This window comes from Ruminococcus intestinalis (genome assembly GCF_014288065.1).
In the GTDB taxonomy this organism is placed as follows: Bacteria; Bacillota; Clostridia; order Oscillospirales; family Acutalibacteraceae; genus Ruminococcoides; species Ruminococcoides intestinale_A.
In genome coordinates, this window is sequence record NZ_JACOPS010000003.1 from 154,993 (window position 1) to 176,526 (window position 21,534).

General features: G+C 41.2%; 19 protein-coding genes. 1 reads left to right on the forward strand and 18 read right to left on the reverse strand.

The genetic code is table 11. From position 1 onward, the window contains the following. Window positions 1-29: 29 nt before the first annotated feature. The 4 genes from H8R91_RS07660 to trxA are packed head-to-tail and all read right to left on the reverse strand — an operon-like array spanning window position 30 to window position 3,437. Window positions 30-1,490, reverse strand: a complete 1,461-nt coding sequence (locus tag H8R91_RS07660) for an alanine/glycine:cation symporter family protein (protein ID WP_243237790.1) — start codon at window positions 1,488-1,490, stop codon at window positions 30-32. Between the two features lie 41 nt (window positions 1,491-1,531). Then, complete coding sequence (locus H8R91_RS07665; protein ID WP_301965634.1) at window positions 1,532-2,203, reverse strand: HAD family hydrolase; 672 nt, start codon at window positions 2,201-2,203, stop codon at window positions 1,532-1,534. Then, entirely contained in the window at window positions 2,200-3,117 is a 918-nt protein-coding gene (locus tag H8R91_RS07670) for a DMT family transporter (protein WP_186935506.1), read from the reverse strand. The genes H8R91_RS07665 and H8R91_RS07670 overlap by 4 nt, the downstream gene beginning before the upstream one ends. Continuing rightward, window positions 3,117-3,437 (reverse strand): thioredoxin, encoded by a 321-nt coding sequence (gene trxA / locus H8R91_RS07675; protein WP_186935507.1) that lies wholly within the window; start codon window positions 3,435-3,437, stop codon window positions 3,117-3,119. Before trxA ends, H8R91_RS07670 begins: the two co-directional genes overlap by 1 nt. Window positions 3,438-3,655: 218 nt before the next feature. On the opposite strand from trxA, the gene H8R91_RS07680 reads away from it, so the two are divergent. Further along, the gene (locus H8R91_RS07680; protein ID WP_186935508.1) at window positions 3,656-4,282 is read left to right on the forward strand and encodes a superoxide dismutase; all 627 of its coding nucleotides are present in this window, start codon (window positions 3,656-3,658) and stop codon (window positions 4,280-4,282) included. A gap of 303 nt (window positions 4,283-4,585) precedes the next feature. Here the strand turns inward: H8R91_RS07680 and H8R91_RS07685 are convergent, their stop codons facing one another. The 14 genes from H8R91_RS07685 to grpE all read right to left on the reverse strand — a co-directional run bounded on the left by H8R91_RS07685 (window position 4,586) and on the right by grpE (window position 21,516). After that, complete coding sequence (locus tag H8R91_RS07685) at window positions 4,586-6,064, reverse strand: uracil-xanthine permease family protein (RefSeq protein ID WP_186935509.1); 1,479 nt, start codon at window positions 6,062-6,064, stop codon at window positions 4,586-4,588. Window positions 6,065-6,736: 672 nt separating this feature from the next. Then, complete coding sequence (gene tuf / locus H8R91_RS07690) at window positions 6,737-7,939, reverse strand: elongation factor Tu (protein ID WP_186935510.1); 1,203 nt, start codon at window positions 7,937-7,939, stop codon at window positions 6,737-6,739. Window positions 7,940-8,074: 135 nt separating this feature from the next. Beyond that, window positions 8,075-10,174: an elongation factor G gene (gene fusA, locus H8R91_RS07695; RefSeq protein ID WP_022234080.1), complete on the reverse strand. Its 2,100-nt coding sequence runs from the start codon at window positions 10,172-10,174 to the stop codon at window positions 8,075-8,077. A gap of 36 nt (window positions 10,175-10,210) precedes the next feature. After that, window positions 10,211-10,681 carry a 30S ribosomal protein S7 gene (rpsG, locus tag H8R91_RS07700; RefSeq protein WP_022234079.1) on the reverse strand — a complete coding sequence of 157 codons (471 nt, stop codon included), beginning with the start codon at window positions 10,679-10,681 and terminating at the stop codon, window positions 10,211-10,213. Between the two features lie 150 nt (window positions 10,682-10,831). Then, a complete protein-coding gene (rpsL, locus tag H8R91_RS07705; protein WP_022234078.1) occupies window positions 10,832-11,251 on the reverse strand; it encodes a 30S ribosomal protein S12 in 420 nt (139 codons plus the stop codon). A 299-nt stretch (window positions 11,252-11,550) separates the two neighbouring features. Then, on the reverse strand, window positions 11,551-12,522 hold the full coding sequence (locus H8R91_RS07710; protein ID WP_186935511.1) for a leucine-rich repeat protein: 972 nt from the start codon (window positions 12,520-12,522) through the stop codon (window positions 11,551-11,553). 259 nt (window positions 12,523-12,781) lie between these two features. Then, on the reverse strand, window positions 12,782-13,891 hold the full coding sequence (locus H8R91_RS07715) for a leucine-rich repeat protein (protein WP_186935512.1): 1,110 nt from the start codon (window positions 13,889-13,891) through the stop codon (window positions 12,782-12,784). Between the two features lie 252 nt (window positions 13,892-14,143). Further along, window positions 14,144-14,968: an Mrp/NBP35 family ATP-binding protein gene (locus tag H8R91_RS07720; RefSeq protein ID WP_186935513.1), complete on the reverse strand. Its 825-nt coding sequence runs from the start codon at window positions 14,966-14,968 to the stop codon at window positions 14,144-14,146. An 18-nt stretch (window positions 14,969-14,986) separates the two neighbouring features. Next, on the reverse strand, window positions 14,987-15,838 hold the full coding sequence (locus tag H8R91_RS07725; protein ID WP_186935514.1) for a hypothetical protein: 852 nt from the start codon (window positions 15,836-15,838) through the stop codon (window positions 14,987-14,989). Between the two features lie 281 nt (window positions 15,839-16,119). Beyond that, window positions 16,120-16,665: a hypothetical protein gene (locus tag H8R91_RS07730; RefSeq protein ID WP_022234073.1), complete on the reverse strand. Its 546-nt coding sequence runs from the start codon at window positions 16,663-16,665 to the stop codon at window positions 16,120-16,122. A 105-nt stretch (window positions 16,666-16,770) separates the two neighbouring features. After that, window positions 16,771-17,694: a 50S ribosomal protein L11 methyltransferase gene (gene prmA / locus H8R91_RS07735; protein ID WP_178587269.1), complete on the reverse strand. Its 924-nt coding sequence runs from the start codon at window positions 17,692-17,694 to the stop codon at window positions 16,771-16,773. Between the two features lie 32 nt (window positions 17,695-17,726). Further along, the gene (dnaJ, locus tag H8R91_RS07740) at window positions 17,727-18,869 is read right to left on the reverse strand and encodes a molecular chaperone DnaJ (protein WP_186935515.1); all 1,143 of its coding nucleotides are present in this window, start codon (window positions 18,867-18,869) and stop codon (window positions 17,727-17,729) included. Window positions 18,870-19,056: 187 nt separating this feature from the next. Next, window positions 19,057-20,907: a molecular chaperone DnaK gene (gene dnaK / locus H8R91_RS07745; protein WP_022234070.1), complete on the reverse strand. Its 1,851-nt coding sequence runs from the start codon at window positions 20,905-20,907 to the stop codon at window positions 19,057-19,059. 60 nt (window positions 20,908-20,967) lie between these two features. Then, window positions 20,968-21,516 carry a nucleotide exchange factor GrpE gene (gene grpE / locus H8R91_RS07750; protein WP_022234069.1) on the reverse strand — a complete coding sequence of 183 codons (549 nt, stop codon included), beginning with the start codon at window positions 21,514-21,516 and terminating at the stop codon, window positions 20,968-20,970. Between the last annotated feature and the right edge of the window lie 18 nt (window positions 21,517-21,534).

Sequence of the window (21,534 nt, forward strand, 5' to 3'; positions counted from 1 at the left end):
TTAGTTTTATGCTAAAGTCGGGCAAAATTTTACTTTCTTCTTTTAACAAACGGAACAGGAGTTTTATCGTACTCATCAAGTCTGTTGCCGTAGAGATAATAATTTGTTTCCTTTGTAATAACAGGTGCGAGCACCACCATTGCAAATATATTCGGCAATGTCATAAAAGCGTTAAAAATATCTGACATTGTCCATACAATATCAAGAGATGTAATCGGAGCAATAAGAAGAATAACTATAAACAGCACCTTGTAAGGGATAATTCCCTTGGGGCCGAAAAGATAATCAACACAGCTCTCGGCATAGTAACTCCAACCAAGAATTGTTGAAAATGCAAACAATACGATACCGACAACAAGAATCGGTGTGCCTATGTACGGAATCTGTGCAAATGCGGCAGATGTAAGTTCGCCACCCTCAACCGAAGCTGTATCAATATTCGGGTTCTTAATACATGAACTTACAATTACAAGACCTGTCATAAGACATACAACAACAGTATCCCAAAATGTACCTGTCGATGAAATAAGTGCCTGACGAACCGAGTTTCTTGACTGGGCTGCAGATGCAACAATCGGAGCAGAACCCATACCTGATTCGTTGCTGAAAAGACCTCTTGCAACACCGTAACGAGCCGCAAGCATAATGCCTGTACCCGCAAGTCCGCCGCCTAATGCCTTAAAGCTGAAAGCCGACTCGCAAATAAGTGTAACTGTCTGCCAAAGCACATCAAAGTTAATTGATAAAATAATGATACAACCGATAACATAGAGTATTGCCATAAGAGGTACGAGTTTTTCGCATACTCTTGAAATAGACTTAATACCGCCGAAAATAACAAGAGCAACGCAGATTGCAATTACAACACCCGAAATAAGCGCAACAGTCGAAATATTCATTCCGAAGAAGTGGAGCATATATGTTTTGTCAGGATTAAAGGTTGTATCCATAATCTTTGCAATCGCATTTGTTTGAACACCGCAGCCAACGCCGAATGAAGCAAACAACGCAAATACCGCAAACAATACGGCTACCCACTTAAAGTTAATTCCTGTTTTCTTTGATACGCCGTTTTCAATAGCATACATTGCGCCGCCGCGCATTTTACCGTCTCGAGTTTTTACACGGTATTTCACCGCAATAAGCGACTCCGCATACTTTGTGGCAATACCAAACACGCCTGAAATCCAACACCACAACACCGCACCTGCACCGCCAAGCGCAATAGCCGTACCTACGCCGATAATATTACCTGTACCTATTGTAGAGGCAAGTGCTGTAGTAAGCGCCTGAAACGGGCTGATGTCGCCGTCTGAATCAGGGTCTTTTGTAACAGAAAGCTTAATCGCTTTTAATGTTTTGCGCTGAACAAACTTTGTTCTGACGGTCATATAAATGTGTGCGCCAAGCAAAATTACTATCATTGGCACGCCCCATAAAATGTTGTCAAACTTTGTAAAAAAGTCATTCAGCATTTGTAGAAAATCCATCGAGTTCAATCCCTTCTTCTTTTTTGCTCAATTGCTCAAGGTTACTGTATATTACAATCCTCAAGCTCCCTCAAAATCCTTTTCACATCACTTAGTCCGTCTGCAACACCGTGCAAAAGCGGAATTATATCATTACTCGGCTTGTCAAGGTCAGGCACCATTACTGTTACACAGCCTGCCGAGCTTGCCGATTTAATGCCGTTTGGAGAATCCTCAAGCGCAACGCAATTTTGCGGAGAAAGTCCGAGCATTTCCGCCGCCTTGAGGTAGATGTCGGGTGCAGGCTTGCCAACGCTTACCATTGACGCACTCACCGTAACATCAAAATATTTATATAAATCATGTGCCTTAAGGTATCTCTCTGCCCTCTGCGGAGGAGTTGCCGTTGCAAGAGCGACTTTATAGCCGTTTTCTTTCAGAAAAGAAAGCAATTCTTTTGCGCCGCTCTTAACTTCAATACCGTTTTTCTCAACATAGTTGTCCATAAGCTCAACTCTTTTTGAGCGCACAGCCTCATAATCGAAACCGTTGCCGAATATTCCCTTGAGCTTAGCCGAGGCAAGCGGCCGAGCCATACTCCTTATTGACAAAGCGTGTTTTTCTTCCATAGGAAATCCGTAAAATCTTCCTGCCTCGCACCAAAAGCGAACATAAAGTTTTTCGGAGTCGAGAATAACTCCGTCCATATCAGATATTACACCTTGAATTTTCACCGCTCACACCTCTTTTTTATCTGCATATTAGATATAAATATACCTGCGCAAATCAATACTACCGATATAATTGTTTCTATGCCAAACACACTTTCGCCCAGCATAATGCCGGAAAGCAGAGTGCCGAACACAGGCACAAGCAAATTGAAAACGCAAATTCTGCTTGCAGGGTGATGTTTTAGCAAAGCCGTCCAGATTGCGAATGCGGCGGCAGATACAAAAGCAAGCCACAAAAGCACAAGCAATGCTTTTATGCTTGAAAAATCAAGTTTTCCGCCTGTAACAAAACCCGCAATTAAAAGCAGTATTCCGCCGAACAGCAATTGAAATCCCGTGACCGAAATTGGTTCTCGGTCACGGACTATTCCCTTAGAAATAAAATTGCCCGCGGCCGCCGACAAAGTTGACATCAATATCATAAAATCGCCGAACAGCGTATTGACAGTCACACCGCCGCCGCTGTTTACACACAAAACTCCGCAAAAGCCGAGCACGCAACCGATTATTTTACAAATGTTCAGTTTGTCCGACTTAAAAAACAGCGGAGCAAAAAGCACGGTAAAAAAAGTTGCACAGGCGGTTATAACCGAGGTGTTGGCACCGCTTGTAAATCCTATGCCGATATATGTAAAAATATACTGCCCGAAAGTCTGCACCGAACCGAGCAGCATAACAGGCATAATGCCGTTTTTCTCAATTTTAGGCAAGTGCTTGTTCTTGACTAAAAAAATGAAAAGCACCATTATTCCTGCAAGGGTAAACCTTGCACCTGCAAAAAGTAGCTTTGAGCCTATGTCGTTTCCCTCTATGCCAAACTGTGCATAGCCTACTTTTATAAAAGGAAACGCAGTACCCCAAAGCAAAGTGCAAAATATTGCAAGTGCAGCGGCTACCTTGTAATTTTTTATGCTCATCAGCTTAAATAAGGCTTTAATTCTTCAAGCATAGCTTCTTTTTTGCGAAGGCCCGTAAGTCTGAGCACTTCTTCACCGTCTTTAAAAAGGATAAGTGTAGGAATACTCATAACACCGTAGTAATCGGCAACCTGACGCTCGGTTTCTACATTAAGCTTAAAAAATTTCATCTGTGAGCCAATCTCTGTAGAGAGCTCCTTAAAAACAGGACCCATCATTCTGCAAGGACTGCACCACTCTGCCCAAAAATCAACAAGCACAGGCACATCTGCGCCAAGAACTTCGGATTCAAATTCTTCTGCAACAATTTCTTTAACCATAGCAATACCTCCTGCTTTTATTATTATCACATATAAACTCATTATCAATAAAATAAAAAAATTTACTGCTATTTTACATTATAACAGAACATACGCCGTTTTTCAACTTTTTTTACATTTCATAAATTCAATTATATGAATAAAAAATCATTTTTGCATACACAACCGGTAACTATAGCAATGCTGAGGCATAAAATAATCTGAAAGGATGATTTGCTATGGACAATAAATACCCGTTTGTAAACACGCCGTTGCGCTATCCATACAATGCGCTTGAGCCGTACATTGATGAAAAAACAATGATTTTGCATCACGACAGACACCTGCAAGCATATATTGACAAGTTAAATTTGCTGATGAGCGAATGCAGACAGCTTCAAAAATTGAGTTTGCAGGATATATTAAAAAATCCCTGCCGTATTCCCGAGGAAAAACGCAGAGATGTTATAAACAATGCGGGTGGTGTATATAATCACAGATTTTATTTTAACGGTATGAGCCCCGATTGCCATGGGCTTGAGCGTGGTGCTCTGCACAGAAAAATGAGCGAAAGTTTCACAAGTTTTGAAAATTTCAAAAATGAGTTTACCAATGCGGCAATGTCTGTCTTTGGCTCGGGATATGCGTGGCTTGTATATGACGGCAAAAAACTGAAAATTACAACTACCAAAAATCAGGATACACCGCTTTGCAGAGGATTTATACCGATACTTAATATTGATGTTTGGGAACACGCATACTACCTAAAGCACTACAACGACCGCAAAGCCTATATCGAGGATTTTGTAAAAGCAGTAAATTGGGCAATGGCAGAAAAACGACTTTGCAACCAGAAAAGTTTTTAACATTTTTGTGTGGTGAGTGTTGAAATTTTATATTTATTATAATTTGAGTAACATATTCAGAAGATTATCTTCTGAATATTGTGGATAATAAAAAGGTTCTTTAATTATGAATTAGGATAAATCGTTGTTTAGCTCACGGTTTAGTGTAATAAATTTAAAATTTAGGTCAAGACTTTTTAAAGGTTGACCAAACTTTTATAATACTTGGCAAAATTATTTTGCTAAAGCATAATTTACCCAAACTTTTGATAAAAAGCAAAAAACCGAGTGTTGAATTAACAGCACTCGGTTTTAAATATAAATTTACTTTTTCTTCTCTTTCGGCTCAACTTCTTTTTCAAAGTTAGCGGCGTCGGAGGCATTTGCAGTATTAAATTTATAATCCTTACCCGGGAAAATTGCATTGAGGACAATACCGGCGATTGATGCAACGGCAAGCGGTGAAAGTGTAATTGTTGCACTGCCGATTGCAAAACTTACTGTATCGCTTGAAAGTCCGAGCGCGCATACAAGAATTACAGCGGCAACAATAAGGTTACGGCTTTTTGTAAAGTCAACCTTATTTTCCACAACATTTCTTACACCGATTGCAGAAATCATACCGTAAAGTACGAATGAAATACCGCCGATAATACAGCTTGGAATTGAACCGATAATTGCAGATACAATCGGGAAGAATGATACACCTACAGCAAAGAAAGCGGCAATTCTGATTACTCGTGGGTCATAAACCTTTGTAAGTGCAAGTACGCCTGTATTTTCGCCATATGTTGTGTTTGCAGGGCCGCCAAAAAGTGAAGCAACAGTTGTTGCTAAACCGTCACCGGTAAGAGTTCTGTGAAGACCCGGATCCTGAATATAATTGTTGCCTGTTGTTGAACTGATAGCACAAATGTCACCGATATGCTCCATCATTGTGGCAAAAGCGATTGGAACAATGGCAATAATTGATGATGCGATAAGAGCGGTGTTAGAATAGTCGATACCGCCGAATACGGTTTTCTCCCAATGAATCGGAATACCGATAAGACCTTCACTGCCAAAAATATTGCCCTTAGCAATATTATCGCAAATTGTGTTTACACTTGTGAAATCGAAAATAGGCTGATAAACACCGTTTGCGTCTGCACCGCCTGAGAATAACCACGGTACATTCTGAATAAGGTCAGGGTTTGCCTGCGAAATAAAGTAAAGGACAAGTCCTACACCGTAAGAAATAAGCAATCCGAGAATAATCGGAATGATTTTTGCCATTCCCTTGCCCCATATGTTAAATATAACAATTACGGCGAGAGCAACAAAGGCAAGCAGCCAGTTAGTCGTACAGTTTGAAACGGCAGACGGAGCAAGTCCCAGACCGATAGCAATAATGATTGGACCTGTAACAACAGGAGGGAAAAATCTCATAACTTTTTCAATGCCGACAGCTTTGATAATTGCGGCAAGAATGAAATAAACCAAACCTGCACACGCTACACCGAGGCAAGCATACGGCAACATACTGTTAGGGTCATCGGGTGCAAGCGCTTTGATAGCGGCATAACCGCCAAGAAAAGCAAATGAAGAACCGAGAAAAGCAGGTACTTTAAACTTTGTTATGCAGTGAAACAACAGAGTACCGAGTCCTGCCATAAGCAAGGTAGTCGAGATGTCAAGTCCTGTGATAATCGGAACAAGAATTGTTGCGCCGAACATTGCAAACATATGTTGAATACCAAGGATTATCATCTTTGGTTTGCCAAGTTTGCGGGCATCATAGATTGCGCCATTGTTTTTATCCATTTTAATTCCTCTTTCTCTTTTTTTGAGTTTTTATCCGTAAAAACCCCATTCTTTTTAATTATACTGTCTTGAAATAATAAAAGCAATATATTTTTATTATTACATAAAATAATGCATTTTAATTTGATAATTAAATAAATAATTAAAATAATGATTAATTAATAACTTATCAAACTGTTGTGATTAAATAATTTGAAAAGTTTGGTCAACCTTTTCAAAGGTTGTGGGTGTGGGCAAAGCCCACAAATACTTTCCGTTTATGCAATCTAATGATAGCAAAACAGTTTGCTGTTTTGCGGCTTGAACACAACGGTGTTAGCCTTGAAAAGTGAAAGCAGCAAGAAAAGGAAATCATTATTTTGTTAATAAAATATAGGTTTTTTTAATGGCTGTCGCCTGTTTTTTCAAACTTAGTTTTAACACGCAAACAGCGTCGCTGTTTGCGCCGGATAAATTGTTATATTGGAAGATATTATGGGCGCTGCCCATACCCGCAAGCCTTTAAAAAGGCTTGACCTAAATTTTTTAATTATTTCACTTAAACAGGAAATCATACTTTCCCACATTTTACAAATAGTCAAAACCCAAATTTACTTTTCAATAAACACAAAAAGAGCCGACTCTTGCGAATCGGCTCAATTATTTAAGAAAGTGTTATAAATTCAAAGTGAATTACTCGTTAATAGCGATAACTGCACCTGAACCTACTGTTCTACCACCCTCACGGATAGCGAAACGAAGACCTACTTCGATAGCGATTGGAGTGATAAGCTCAACATCCATCTCAACGTTATCGCCAGGCATACACATCTCTGTACCCTCTGGGAGTGAGATTGTACCTGTAACGTCAGTTGTTCTGAAGTAGAACTGTGGACGGTAGTTGTTAAAGAATGGTGTATGACGGCCACCCTCGTCCTTTGTAAGAACGTAAACCTGACCACGGAACTTTGTGTGTGGGTGAATTGTACCTGGCTTAGCAAGTACCTGACCTCTCTGGATTTCATTTCTCTGAACACCACGGAGAAGTACACCTACGTTGTCACCAGCCTCAGCATAATCAAGAGTCTTTCTGAACATCTCAAGACCTGTAACAACAACTTTTCTCTTCTCGTCTGTAAGACCAACGATCTCAACTTCCTCAGAAGTTCTGATCTGACCTCTTTCAACTCTACCTGTAGCAACTGTACCACGGCCTGTGATTGTGAATACGTCCTCAACAGGCATAAGGAATGGCTGGTCAGCCTTACGGTCAGGAGTTGGGATAAACTCGTCAACAGCATCCATAAGCTCGTGGATGCAAGCATACTCAGGAGCATTAGGATCCTTAGAATCGCTTGTAAGTGCGAGGTAAGCTGAACCCTTGATGATTGGTGTTTCATCGCCCGGGAAGCCATACTCGTTGAGGAGGTCACGGATCTCCATCTCTACGAGCTCAAGAAGCTCAGGATCGTCAACCTGGTCTGTCTTGTTCATGAATACTACGATGTAAGGTACACCTACCTGACGAGAAAGAAGGATGTGCTCTCTTGTCTGTGGCATAGGACCGTCAGCAGCTGATACAACGAGGATAGCGCCGTCCATCTGAGCAGCACCTGTGATCATGTTCTTTACATAGTCAGCATGGCCTGGGCAGTCAACGTGTGCATAGTGACGCTTTTCTGTCTCGTACTCAACGTGAGCTGTGTTAATTGTGATACCACGCTCTCTCTCTTCAGGAGCCTTATCGATGTTAGCGTAATCAACGAAGTCAGCGTCGCCTTCTAAGTTGAGAACCTTTGTAATTGCAGCTGTAAGTGTTGTTTTACCATGGTCAACGTGGCCGATTGTACCAATGTTTACATGGGGTTTATTTCTTTCGAATTTTTCTCTTGCCATTGGAAATTTCCTCCTTAAATATGGTAATTCATTGTAATTTACATTACAATAGATTTAATGCTATTGTACCAACAAATCAGCAAAAAATCAAGAGGTTTTTATAAAAAACCTAATATATTCAGCAAAAAGGATTAATTAGTCCTTCTTAGCTCTCTCGCTCATAATCTTTTCAGCAATGTTCTTTGGAACTTCTGCATAAGTATCAGGCTCCATTACATACTGACCACGGCCCTGTGTCTTAGAACGCATATCAGTAGCATAACCAAACATTTCTGAAAGCGGAACATGAGCTGTTACTCTCTGTGCACCGTTCTCTGCTTCCATGCTCTGGATCATACCACGACGAGAGTTAAGGTCGCCGATAACATCACCGAGGTATTCGTCAGGAACGATAACTGTAACCTTCATGATAGGCTCAAGGAGAACAGGATCAGCTTTTCTCATAGCCTCTTTGAATGCCATAGAACCGGCAATCTTAAATGCCATTTCTGATGAGTCAACCTCGTGGTAAGATCCATCATAAAGCTCAACCTTAACGTCAACTACATTGTAACCTGCGAGTACACCGCTGAGCATTGCGCCCTGGATACCCTGGTCAACAGCAGGAATATATTCCTTAGGAATAGCACCGCCGACAATGTTATTAACGAATTCGTAACCCTTGTCCTTGTTAGGGAATACATTAATCTTAACATGACCGTACTGACCCTTACCACCTGACTGACGAGCATACTTCTCATCAACAGAAGCCTCTTTACGGATTGTTTCTTTGTAAGCAACCTGCGGAGCACCGATATTAGCCTCTACCTTAAACTCACGGAGAAGACGGTCAACGATAATCTCAAGGTGAAGCTCACCCATACCTGCGATAATTGTCTGACCTGTTTCTTCATCAGTATAAGCACGGAATGTTGGGTCTTCTTCTGCAAGCTTTGCAAGAGCAATACCCATCTTTTCCTGACCGGCTTTAGTCTTAGGCTCGATAGCTACTCTGATAACAGGCTCCGGGAACTCCATAGACTCAAGAACTACAGGATTCTTTTCGTCGCAGAGTGTGTCACCTGTTGTTGTATTCTTAAGACCAACAGCAGCAGCAATATCACCTGCATAGCAGCAGTCGATATCTTTTCTGTCGTTAGCGTGCATCTGAAGAATTCTGCCCATACGCTCGTTGTTGTCTTTTACAGAGTTGTAAACTGTATCTCCGGCCTTAACAATACCTGAGTAAACTCTGAAGAAGCAGAGCTTACCTACGAATGGGTCAGTTGCAATCTTAAATGCGAGAGCCGCAAAAGGCTCTGTATCAGAAGAATGTCTTTCAACTTCTTCGCCTGTTTCAGGGTTTGTACCCTTGATAGCAGGAACGTCGGTTGGAGCAGGCATATAATCGATAATAGCGTCAAGAAGCATCTGAACGCCCTTGTTACGGTATGAAGAACCGCAAGTTACAGGAACCATTGTATTGTCGATTGTAGCTTTTCTGATAACTTTCTTAATTTCATCTATAGAAATTTCCTCGCCGCCGAAGTATTTCTCCATAAGATCCTCGTCAAGCTCAGCAACTGACTCGATGAGTTTCTCGTGATACTCGTTAGCAAGATCCTGCATGTTCTCAGGAATTTCTTCCTCACTGTAATCTGTACCGTCTTCGTTGTGGTAAATCTCGGCCTTCATAGTAACGAGGTCGATAATACCTGTGAAGTCGCTTTCGGCACCGATTGGGAGCTGAATCGGAACAGCGTTACATTTAAGTCTGTCCTTCATCATCTGTACAACATGGTAGAAGTTAGCACCCATGATGTCCATTTTATTAACGTAAACCATTCTTGGTACGCCGTAGTTGTCAGCCTGACGCCATACGGTTTCAGACTGAGGCTCAACGCCGCCCTTAGCACAAAGAACTGTTACAGAACCGTCAAGTACACGGAGTGAACGCTCAACTTCAACGGTGAAGTCAACGTGACCAGGTGTGTCGATGATGTTGATTCTGTGTTTCTTGTACTGATGCTTGCTACCGAACCAAAATGCTGTTGTTGCAGCAGAAGTGATTGTGATACCACGTTCTTTCTCCTGAACCATCCAGTCCATGGTTGAAGCACCATCGTGTGTTTCGCCGATTTTATGGTTTACGCCAGTGTAATACAGGATACGCTCTGTTGTTGTAGTTTTACCGGCATCGATGTGAGCCATGATACCGATGTTTCTTGTCTGTTCAAGTGAAACCTGTCTTGGCATAAAATCCTCCTCTAAAAATTACTCCGGTAATAAAAATTACCATCTGTAATGAGCGAAAGCCTTGTTTGCTTCAGCCATCTTATGAGTGTCTTCACGCTTTTTGAAGGCACCGCCTGTGCTGTTAGTAGCATCAAGAATTTCTCCTGCAAGTCTTTCCTTCATTGTTCTTTCATTTCTGGCTCTTGAGTAAGTTGAAATCCAACGAAGACCGAGTGTCTGTCTTCTCTCAGGACGAACCTCCATAGGAACCTGATATGTGGCACCACCTACACGGCGAGCCTTTACCTCGAGAACTGGCATTACATTTTCCATAGCCTGCTCGAAAACCTCAAGTGGGTTATTACCTGTCTTATCAGCAATGATTTCAAATGCACCGTAAACAATCTTCTGAGCAACGCCCTTTTTACCGTCATACATAATGTTATTGATAAGACGAGTTACAAGTTTTGAATTATAAAGCGGATCCGGTAATACGTCACGCTTCGCAATAGAACCTCTTCTTGGCACTTTGCTTCCCTCCTTCACAATAATTGAGATATCATAGGTACTCGAAAGCGACAAACTCCCGTATGCCAACAAGAAATCCATAAATATATATAGAAATCCTGCCGCATAGCAGAACTTAAAATCAATTTAAGCCGAAGTTATGTCAATTCCTTATTTACCTGCCTTTGGACGCTTTGCGCCATACTTAGAACGGGACTGCATTCTTCCTGCAACGCCCTGTGCGTCGAGTGTACCACGAACAATGTGATAACGAACACCAGGCAAGTCCTTAACACGGCCACCACGAATAAGAACAACGCTGTGCTCCTGAAGGTTGTGACCAACACCTGGAATGTAAGAACTAACTTCGATACCGTTAGAAAGTCTTACTCTGGCAATCTTTCTGAGAGCTGAGTTAGGCTTTTTAGGTGTAGCAGTCTTTACAGCTGTGCACACACCTCTCTTCTGTGGTGAGCTCTGGTTGATAGCAACACGCTTCTTAGAGTTCCAACCCTTTAAGAGTGCAGGAGCCTTAGCTTTCTTTTCGGAAACCTCTCTGCCCTTTCTTACCAACTGGTTAAATGTAGGCATATTTTTCCTCCTTTCCAAAATATTAAGAAATTGATTAACCGCCCTGTCAAGCAGGGCCGATATGCCGAACAAGGTGCAATTACACATTGCTCTGCAATTTAGTATTATAACTCAACAAATATCGTTTTGTCAAGCGTTTTTATCCCGATTTTACGGCATTTTTACTTGAGTTTTTCAAATTTGTGCCGCAGCAGATACTATTTTACCCCAAAATTTTCTTTATATACCGAAAAAGCCGCCCTCCGTAAAAGCAGAGAGCGGTTTTATATAAAAGGTTATCAATTTTTAGCTTTGGCAAATCAGTTATTCTCAACCTTAAAGCCGTTATCCTGAGCGTATTTTTCGGCTGCTGAGCCTTTCTTTGCTACAATAACAAGGTCTTTTGAAATAACATTTTCTTCATTTGAATCTAAATATCCGACACCGACATCGTCGATATATGTTACAGACTCCGGAATTGTAATCTTTTTAAGATACTTGCAGTTATAAACAGCATAGTCTCCAATGCTTTCAACACCATCTTCAAAAACAATTTCGGTTACGCCCTCTAAGCCCCACAAAGCATAGCTCTCAATATTCTTAACAGAGCCGGGGATTATAAGCTTCATATTCAAATCATCGGTGTCGATATTCGAATAATTATAAACATATATCTCATAAACGCTTGTTACAGGCTTGCCGTTAATTTCGTTCGGAACTCTGATTTCAAAATTCTTATCGGTAAATGTTTCGTCAAATGTGTCCATATAATTATAGCCTGTGATTTCAATTTCGCTGCCGTCGTTAATCTCCTGATAGTAAAAATGGCTTGCACTGTCATAATTTCTTTCACTGCTCTCAGCGCTGCTGTCACTGTTGTATTTGCTTTCATTATCTTCTACAAATATGCTTACGCCTTCCTTAACGCCACCAATAACCGAACCGACAGTCTTAAAAACGTTGCAGGCTACAATGCCGAAAACAACAGCAAGAATAATTATGATACCGAGAATAACGCTGATTACAATAGCCGCAACCTTACCGCCGCTCATACCTTTTTTAGGCTGATTAGGCATATTGTTGTTAGGAACATTTGTAAACTGCTGACCTGTGTAACCGTTATTTACAGGCATACCGTTTGGCTGATTAGCAGATGAATTATACTGATACGGCTGTGGTGCAGGCTGTGTTTGAGTTTCCTGCTCTTTTACAGGCTCTTCGACAGGAGCGGGTGTGCCGCAGCTTGTGCAAAACTTACCTGTGATTTTATTTCCGCAATTAGGACATTTCATTTACTATACCTCTCCTTAAATAAGCAAAATATATTTGCCATACTATTGCATAATTATACCATTTTGTTTATGCAAAAATCAATTGCTTTTATTTACATATAAAAAAAAAATATATTGCATATTTTTATAATTTCATAACAAAAAGGTTCTCCGCAGCAGAGAACCTTAAGTTTATTATTTTACATAATTTCATCTAAGCAATTATCTCAACCTTCGATAAAAGCCTTTAGAATTCAAACGCTCACGATTAATCAAAGCATCAGTTGTATTTAATGTACAAATCGTTATCCTTGGCGTATCTGTCGGCAGCCGAGCCTTCTTTAGTGTATATGTAAGTAAGCGGAGAACGGGTATATTCTCTTTTGCCGACAGGCTCTGAAAATGTATCTCCCGCAATATTAAAGCCTACCGCATGCTCGCCTATAACGGTCACCGATTCCGGAATATTAACCCTATCAAGCGAATAGCAATCTACAATAGCGTCAGGCTCAAGAGTTTCAACACCGTCTTCAAAGGTAATTTCACGCACATGTTCCGACAGTTTAAAAGTATCGCTCTGTATTGTCTTTACTGTACCGGGTACTGTAATATAAATATGGAGAGTACCCGAGGAAAGAGGATTGGTCGGATTGATTTTTCCGATAGCAGTTACGGTTTTGCCGTTAATTTCACTCGGAATATTAAAATAAAAATTGTAAGTATCATCTACAACTTCATCCTTAAAATCATTGTAGTAATCCACGGTGTCAATACCTGTGACTGTAACAGTTCCGTCATCGTTTTCAGTGTAAAAGCAATACGAGTTTTCGTCCAAATCCATACTCACGGACGAAACGGCAGCAGAGTCATCCGCACCCGTAAACTCACCTATTCCCTTATTAAATTTATTATTTTTGATTACATTCATTATGACGATATATCCGATAACACAAAGGCTGATAATCAATACACTTACAACAACAGGAACAACTATGCGAGCTGTTTTTGATTTTTTCTTTTCACGGGTATTTACAACATCCGAAAACGGCTGATTTTGATTAGTATAACCGTTCGGCATTGCGCTGTTGCTGTAATTAGGGTTTCCGTAACTATGCTGTGAATTGTAATTTTTTTGAGCATAGTTGTTTACAGGCTGTGTGTTGTAACCGTTTTGTGCGTATTCGTTTACAGGCTGAACACCGTCACTGTTTAAAGCAGCATTTTCAACTGTAAATTTCGACGCTTCTTCAGAATTATTTATATTTGCCTGTTCGTCGGATTTTTCCTGAACGGCTTTTTCCTGTTCTAATTCTTCTTGCGGTACGGGTCTGCCGCAAAAGGTACATATATTACCCTCAAATCTTTCTCCGCAATCCGGACATCTGTGCATTTTTCTGTTCCTCCAAATTTCATATCAATTACATTCCATAGAACAGCATAATTATACCATTTTAATACATATAAATACAAGCATATTTTTGGATATAATAAAGCATAAAATTACAATTTATTTAACTAAAGTGCATAACAAAAGGCTCTCCGTTCAGAAGAGCCTCAGCTTTAAAATTATGTTTCAGAAAAACATTTCGTAAAGCGATTATAAGATTTTATCTTAAATTTGCGCAAAGTCATAATTTATTATTCACGCAAGTGCTTTTTCGATTTCCTGTGCGGCATCATCAAGGTAGTTGCCCTCAAAGAGTTCTACTCTGCCATCGTCAACACACTTGGCAAGGTCGCTGTCAATAGGAAGCTTTGCAAGTACCTTTGTATTGTAACGCTCGGCAATTTCATCAATATGGCTTTCACCGAAAATATTATGCTTTTTGCCGCAATCGGGACATACAAAATAACTCATATTCTCAACAAGACCGAGGATCGGCACATTCATCATATTTGCCATTTTTACCGCCTTTTCGACAATCATGGAAACAAGCTCCTGCGGAGATGCAACTACAATGATTCCGTCAATCGGCAAACTCTGGAATACGGTAAGCGGAACATCTCCTGTTCCCGGAGGCATATCAACAAACATATAGTCCTCGTTTTCCCAGATAACATCTTTCCAAAACTGCTTTACCGTGCCTGTAATGACAGGTGAACGCCATACAACAGGGTCGGTCGGATTTTCAAGCAAAAGGTTTACTGACATAATATCAATTCCCGTTTCGGTTGTAACAGGAATAATTCCGTATTCGTTGCCCTTTGCTCTTTCGTTAATGCCAAAAGCCTTTGGAATTGACGGGCCTGTAATATCTGCGTCAAGAATAGCCGTTTTTTTACCAAGACGGTTGAAAGTTACCGCAAGAGTTGAAGTAACAAGGCTTTTGCCTACTCCGCCCTTGCCCGATACTACGGCAATTACTTTCTTTACACTGCTGTATTGATTAAGGCTTTCTCTCATACTTTCGGGATTTTTTGACTTGCAATCCGAACTGCAAGAAGAACAATCATGACTACATCCCATATTTTTTACATCTCCATTTTATACAATTTGTGTTGTTTCGTCGGGAACATACTCCGTTACAGGTTCTGTATCCGGGGTAGATTCGTAAGTTTCGGGTTCGGTATATTCTTCTGTGTAAGGCTCTGTTTCCGGCTCGGTGTACTCCTCTGTGGAAGGCTGTTCTGTGGTTTCCTCCACATTCTCCGTGTAATCGGGAACATACTCCGATTCGGTTTCAGGCTCGTTATGCTCGGTTGTCGGCTCTTGAGTTGTGGCAACAGTCGCTTTCGTGGTAGGTGCAGTTGTCACCGTCGATTTTTTATTGTCAAACGAACATTTTGAAAGCACAAAAGCAAGCACACATACTACTATAACCGCAACGGCTACCACTACGCATACCATAGCCGCCTTACTGTTTTTCTGCTTTTGTTTTTTCGCTTTTTTCTGCTTTTTCGGCTTTCCCAAATAATCGTCCGTATCTGCATTATTCTCATAATAGTCGTCATTATTCGGTTGTCTGCGCTTAAATTCGTGTCTGTCCTCACCCGTTTGAGCGTCAAAACCGTCACCGTAATCTCTGTTGCTTTTTTTCGGATTATCCGACGGTATATGATTTTTGCTTGCTATCGATTGACAGTCAAAATCATCGCCGTAATTATCGCTGTGAACATCAAAATTCTCTGCGCTGTCTATGGCAGGCTCATTATTCGGTACATCGTTTGAATTTTTTTCAACTTCTTTATTTTCAACAGTTTCGGTATTATCAACATCAAAATTTTCAATATCCGCAAATCTGTCCTCTTCATCTTTTTTTGCGTGACGGGCAATATATACGTTTTCTTCTTCCTCTTCAATTTTTTCTGTTCCGTCAAACTTATCCTTTTCGTCCATAAATTCACCCTCTTTAATTTGGTTTTAAATGTTGGGGTAACAATAATAAATTATTGTTTGGCTCACGGTTTAGTGTAATAATTTAAAAATTCAGGTCAAGCCTTTTTTAAGGTTGCCAAACTTTTATAATTACTTGGCTGAAGTATTACGCTAAACTATAAATTACCCAAACTTATGATAAAAAGCCTTTAATTCTTAAATAACCGTATAAGGCACCGCTTAAATAATAAAACAGCGGCTCGATTTTGTCAAGTCGCTGTCAAATTAATAAGTAAAACAAATTATTCTTCTGTGTTTTCTTCGCTTGTTTCGGTTTCTTCGGCATTTTCGGAAGTTTCCTCTGATTCTTCTTCATTTTCAACATCCTGAATGTCAGCTTCTATACCGCCCTCAACGAATTTTTTCTCGCTTTCGTTCTCTTCCTCGGCAATTTCAAAACCGCTTAAGAATGTGTACGGAATACCGTAACCGAATACAACGGCTGCAAGTGTTGTTACAATGCTGATTGAACTGTCATTTATAACAAATGCGCTGTGGAGCGGCATACCGCTTGCTATGCTTGCAATCATTATGTAAAGCGCAGGCAATACCATAATTATTAATGTAATCGGTGAAAAACGCTTTACAGGCTTTCCGTCGCCGACTCTTGTTGCGTAGAACAAAAGCAGACCGAACACTGTGTAAACAAACAACTGAATTACATTTGAAAGCACCTGATTCTGTCCAAGTGCAAAATTAGAGAAAAAGTGTGCGCATACTACAAACGCAAGAATAAGGAATGCAGAGAAAAACAGATTTACTGTATTCTTTTTATTTGGTTTTTTCATAATCGTGCCTCCGAGCATCAAAATTATTTAGATTTTATCACACTATTGTGACAGTTTTATGACAAATGTTCAGTAAATATCGCACTATACAGCACATTTATTACCTTATTTTTTTGCTTTTGCGGCAAGGCACACCCAACCTTTTTCAAGGTGTTCTTCTATAATGTCAAAATCCTTGCCGATTGATTCCTTTACCTCTTCGGCACGGGTATCAATAATACCGCTCATAATATAAACCGCATCGTCTTTCATAAAGTCTTTTACACCTTTTGAAAGGAACATAATTGCGTCTGCTACAATATTTGCAAGTACAATGTCATACTTACCTGTTACTTTATCTGTAAAGCTGCCGCAGATTGCAGTAAAGCGGTCAGCCACATTGTTAATTTCGGCATTTTCTTTTGCGGTTCTTACCGCAACATCGTCAATGTCAACTCCGACGGCACTTTCTGCACCCATAAGCAAAGACGCAATACCGAGCACACCGCTGCCACAACCCACATCAAGCACTTTGTCGCCTTTTTTCATATACTTTTCGCACATTTCAAGGCAAAGTCTTGTGGTTTCGTGACTGCCTGTGCCAAACGCAAGACCCGGGTCAATATTCAAAACTATTCTGCCCTGCGGATCGTAATCATCTCTCCAACTTGGGCGAATAAGGAGCTTTTCTCCAACGGCAATCGGATTAAAATACTTTTTCCAATTGTTTCTCCAATCCTCTTCGGCACAGTCGAGCAATTCAATTTTATGCTCAATACCCTCTGCATTATACCTTTCGGACAAAAAGGCTACAGCCTCGTTCGGAGAAACATCAGGCTCAAGGTAAATATGAACATAGGCAACGCTCCTGTCCTTCTTGAGCAAATCCTCATCTATAAGGTCAATGTGTGCAATCTCCTGCACTTCCTGCTCAAGAGCAGTGTAGTCCTCAATATAAATTCCGTAAGGCACTACAACATTCGCAATGTCGCCTGCCCTGTCTATATCCTTTGCGTTTACCGCAATTTTTATTTCTGTCCAAGACTCCATTTATTAAGCCCCTTTATATACTGTTATCAGAATTATTCGTTGAACATTCTCTTTATTTTCTCAAAAAAGCTGTTGCGCTGTGCGTAGTTCTTTTCGTTTGTAACATTCTCAAATTCTTTTATAAGATTTTTCTGCTTAGCGTTAAGATTCTTCGGAACTTCAATGGTTACACGCACATACTGGTCGCCTTTTCCTCTGCCGTTAAGACGCTGAATGCCTTTGCCCTTAAGCTTAAATACATCGCCCGGCTGTGTACCCTCGTGAACCTGATACGAAACCTTGCCGTCGAGAGTAGGAACAACCACCTCTGCGCCGAGAGCAGCCTGTGCAAATGTAAGAGGAAGATTGCACCATACATCGTCGCCTCTGCGTTCAAATACAGGATGCGGCTGAACATTTACATATACATGAAGGTCACCCGAAGGGCCGCCGTTGTAACCTGCGTTGCCTCTGCCGCCAACATTAAGAATCTGCTGGTCTTTAATGCCTGCCGGAACTGTAATATCAACAGTTTTAGTCCTGCGCTTTCTGCCCGAACCGCCGCACTTAGGGCAAGGACTGTCAATAATCTTGCCTTTACCGTGACAAGCGTCACAGGCACGCTGTGTCTGAACAACTCCGAAAGGTGAACGCTGGCTGATTGTAACTCTGCCCGAGCCTCCGCATACAGAGCAGGTCTTAGGCTGAGTACCGGGTTTTGCGCCCGTACCGTGACATTCGTCACAAGAAGAAACGCAATCGTAGCTTACGGTCTTTTTACAGCCCTTTGCAGCCTCTTCAAATGAAATATAAATGCTTGCCTCAACATCGCTGCCTCGGCTCGGAGCATTAGGATTATTGGAGTGTCTGCCTCCGAATCCGCCGAAAAAGCTTGAAAAAATATCATCTATATCAATGCCCTGACCGTATGCACCGTAACCGCCTGCGCCGCCCGCACTGAAGTTAGGGTCTACGCCTGCGTGACCGTACTGGTCATAGCGTGCTTTTTTATCTTTATCTGAAAGTACCTCGTAAGCCTCGTTGACTTCTTTGAATTTTTCTTCACATTCCTTATCTCCCGGATGGAGGTCAGGATGGTACTTTTTAGCGCTCTGACGGTAAGCCTTTTTAATTTCATCTTCGCTTGCTCCCTTAGAAACGCCAAGCACCTCGTAATAATCTCTTTTATCTGCCATCATTCTCACCTTTTAATAACTTGTTATCAGCTGTATAAAGGTTATCTATATACGCTGTATACGCTGTCAAAAATCCATACAGTGCTAAAGGAGCCGTTGCAAAAAACAGCCCCTTTAACAAATTTTAACAGGAAAAACAAATGAAGTCAATCATTGTGTAAATCTATTTATAGGCTGCCGTTTTTAATCAGTTGCCGTCAACATCCTTAAAATCGGCATCATATACGTTAGGGTCACCGTTTGAGCCGCCCTGTGCGCCCTGCTGTGGGTCACCCTGCGGAGCCGCACCCTGTGCACCCTGCGGATTTGCCTGCTGATAAAGTTTTGCGGAAACTTCGTAAACAGCTTTCTGTAAATCCTCCTTAGCAGTGTCAATCATAGACTTGTCATTCTTAGCGATAGCATCCTTAACTGCAGCACACTTTGTATTGATTGTATTCTTTTCGTCCTCTGAAATCTTGTCGCCGCTCTCGTTTACGAGCTTTTCAGCCTGATATACAAGGTTTTCAGCTTCGTTCTTAGCGTCAACCTCTTCACGGTGCTTCTTATCTTCTGCGGCGTACTGCTCTGCTTCCTTAACAGCCTTGTCGATATCTTCCTTGCTCATTGAGGTTGAGTTCTGAATCTGAATCTTCTGCTCCTTGCCTGTACCGAGGTCTTTTGCAGATACATTAACAATACCGTTTGCATCAATATCAAATGTTACTTCAATCTGCGGGATACCACGCATAGCTGGAGCAATGCCTGTGAGAGCAAACAAACCGAGCTGCTTGTTATCTCTTGCAAATTCACGCTCACCCTGTAAAACATTGATTTCAACCTGTGTCTGGTTATCAGCGGCAGTTGAGAAAATCTGGCTCTTCTTTGTAGGAATTGTTGTGTTTCTCTCAATAATCTTTGTCATTACGCCGCCCATTGTTTCAACACCGAGTGAAAGAGGTGTAACATCGAGGAGAAGAAGTCCCTCTACCTCGCCGCCGAGAACGCCGCCCTGAATAGCAGCACCTACAGCTACGCACTCATCAGGGTTAATGCCCTTGAACGGCTCTTTGCCGATAAGCTTTTTAACAGCTTCCTGTACAGCAGGAATTCTTGAAGAACCGCCGACCATAAGAACCTTGTCAATCTGACTGATCTGTAAACCTGAATCAGAGAGAGCCGAACGAACCGGACCCATTGTAGCCTCTACAAGGTCTGCTGTAAGTTCGTCAAACTTAGCTCTTGTAAGTGTTAAGTCAAGGTGCTTAGGACCTGTCTGGTCTGCTGTAATGAACGGGAGGTTGATTGAAGATGTTGTAACGCCCGAAAGCTCTATCTTAGCTTTCTCTGCAGCCTCTTTGAAACGCTGCATAGCAACCTTATCTGATGAAAGGTCAATACCTGTTTCGTTTTTGAATGATGTTACCATCCAGTCGATAATTCTCTTATCGAAGTCATCACCACCGAGGCGGTTGTTACCTGCTGTTGCAAGAACTTCCTGAACACCGTCGCCCATCTCAATGATAGATACATCGAATGTACCGCCGCCGAGGTCATATACCATAACCTTCTGGTCTTTTTCTTTATCTATGCCGTATGAAAGAGCAGCTGCTGTAGGCTCGTTGATAATTCTCTTTACATCAAGACCTGCAATCTTACCTGCATCCTTAGTAGCCTGACGCTGTGCGTCTGTAAAGTAAGCAGGAACTGTAATAACTGCCTGTGTTACCTTTTCGCCGAGGTATGCTTCAGCGTCTGCCTTTAACTTTGAAAGAATCATAGCTGAAATTTCCTGCGGTGTGTACTGCTTGCCGTCAATTGATACTTTATATGATGTACCCATTTCTCTCTTAATAGAAGAAACTGTCTTGTCAGGGTTTGTGATAGCCTGGCGCTTTGCAACCTGACCTACCATACGCTCGCCGTCTTTTGAGAAAGCAACAACGGAAGGAGTTGTTCTTGCGCCCTCGGCGTTAGGAATAACTACAGGCTCGCCGCCTTCGATAACTGCTACACATGAGTTTGTTGTACCTAAATCTATACCTATTGTCTTTGCCATAATGAATTCCTCCTGAATATATTTGTTTTACTTTTATACTGATTTATTTATATAAAGGTCTTAGTCGCAATTTGCAACCTGAACCATTGCATGACGAATAATTTTATCGCCGATTTTGTAACCTGTCTGGAACACCTGTGAAATACAGTTCTTTTCAAAATTCTCATCGTCAATCTTTGAGATTGCGTTGTGAATTTCCGGATTAAACTCCTCACCCTGCGCACCGAAAGGCTCAACCTTGAGCTTTTCAAGCGACTTTGCAAGCTGATTTGAAATAAGCTCAATGCCCTTTAAAATTTCGGGGTCACAATCTTTTAAATTTGTAATAGCCATCTGAATACTGTCTGCTACAGGCAAAAGCTCTGTAACCGCCTTTGCTGTTGCGTCATCATAAATAGAAAGCTTTTCGTTTGCTGTACGCTTGCGGTAGTTGTCATACTCGGCACAAAGGCGAAGATATTTGTCTTTCTGTGAGTTGAGTTCCTCCTCAAGTTCAGCTATTTTTTTGGCGGTTTCATCAATCTCTTCCGTAACCGCTTCAGCTGTCTGTTCGGATGTATTCTCGTTTACAACAGCTTCGTCTTTTGTCACTTCTTTTTTCTTTGACATATTACCTTTCCTTTCTAT

Coding starts and splice junctions, on each gene's coding strand:
- H8R91_RS07660 (WP_243237790.1), bottom strand. CDS start 1,490: ATGGATTTTCTACAAATGCTGAATGACTTTTTTACAAAGTTTGACAAC.
- H8R91_RS07670 (WP_186935506.1), bottom strand. CDS start 3,117: ATGAGCATAAAAAATTACAAGGTAGCCGCTGCACTTGCAATATTTTGC.
- trxA (WP_186935507.1), bottom strand. CDS start 3,437: ATGGTTAAAGAAATTGTTGCAGAAGAATTTGAATCCGAAGTTCTTGGC.
- H8R91_RS07680 (WP_186935508.1), top strand. CDS start 3,656: ATGGACAATAAATACCCGTTTGTAAACACGCCGTTGCGCTATCCATAC.
- H8R91_RS07685 (WP_186935509.1), bottom strand. CDS start 6,064: ATGGATAAAAACAATGGCGCAATCTATGATGCCCGCAAACTTGGCAAA.
- tuf (WP_186935510.1), bottom strand. CDS start 7,939: ATGGCAAGAGAAAAATTCGAAAGAAATAAACCCCATGTAAACATTGGT.
- fusA (WP_022234080.1), bottom strand. CDS start 10,174: ATGCCAAGACAGGTTTCACTTGAACAGACAAGAAACATCGGTATCATG.
- rpsL (WP_022234078.1), bottom strand. CDS start 11,251: ATGCCTACATTTAACCAGTTGGTAAGAAAGGGCAGAGAGGTTTCCGAA.
- H8R91_RS07710 (WP_186935511.1), bottom strand. CDS start 12,522: ATGAAATGTCCTAATTGCGGAAATAAAATCACAGGTAAGTTTTGCACA.
- H8R91_RS07715 (WP_186935512.1), bottom strand. CDS start 13,891: ATGCACAGATGTCCGGATTGCGGAGAAAGATTTGAGGGTAATATATGT.
- H8R91_RS07720 (WP_186935513.1), bottom strand. CDS start 14,968: ATGGGATGTAGTCATGATTGTTCTTCTTGCAGTTCGGATTGCAAGTCA.
- H8R91_RS07725 (WP_186935514.1), bottom strand. CDS start 15,838: ATGGACGAAAAGGATAAGTTTGACGGAACAGAAAAAATTGAAGAGGAA.
- H8R91_RS07730 (WP_022234073.1), bottom strand. CDS start 16,665: ATGAAAAAACCAAATAAAAAGAATACAGTAAATCTGTTTTTCTCTGCA.
- prmA (WP_178587269.1), bottom strand. CDS start 17,694: ATGGAGTCTTGGACAGAAATAAAAATTGCGGTAAACGCAAAGGATATA.
- dnaJ (WP_186935515.1), bottom strand. CDS start 18,869: ATGGCAGATAAAAGAGATTATTACGAGGTGCTTGGCGTTTCTAAGGGA.
- dnaK (WP_022234070.1), bottom strand. CDS start 20,907: ATGGCAAAGACAATAGGTATAGATTTAGGTACAACAAACTCATGTGTA.
- grpE (WP_022234069.1), bottom strand. CDS start 21,516: ATGTCAAAGAAAAAAGAAGTGACAAAAGACGAAGCTGTTGTAAACGAG.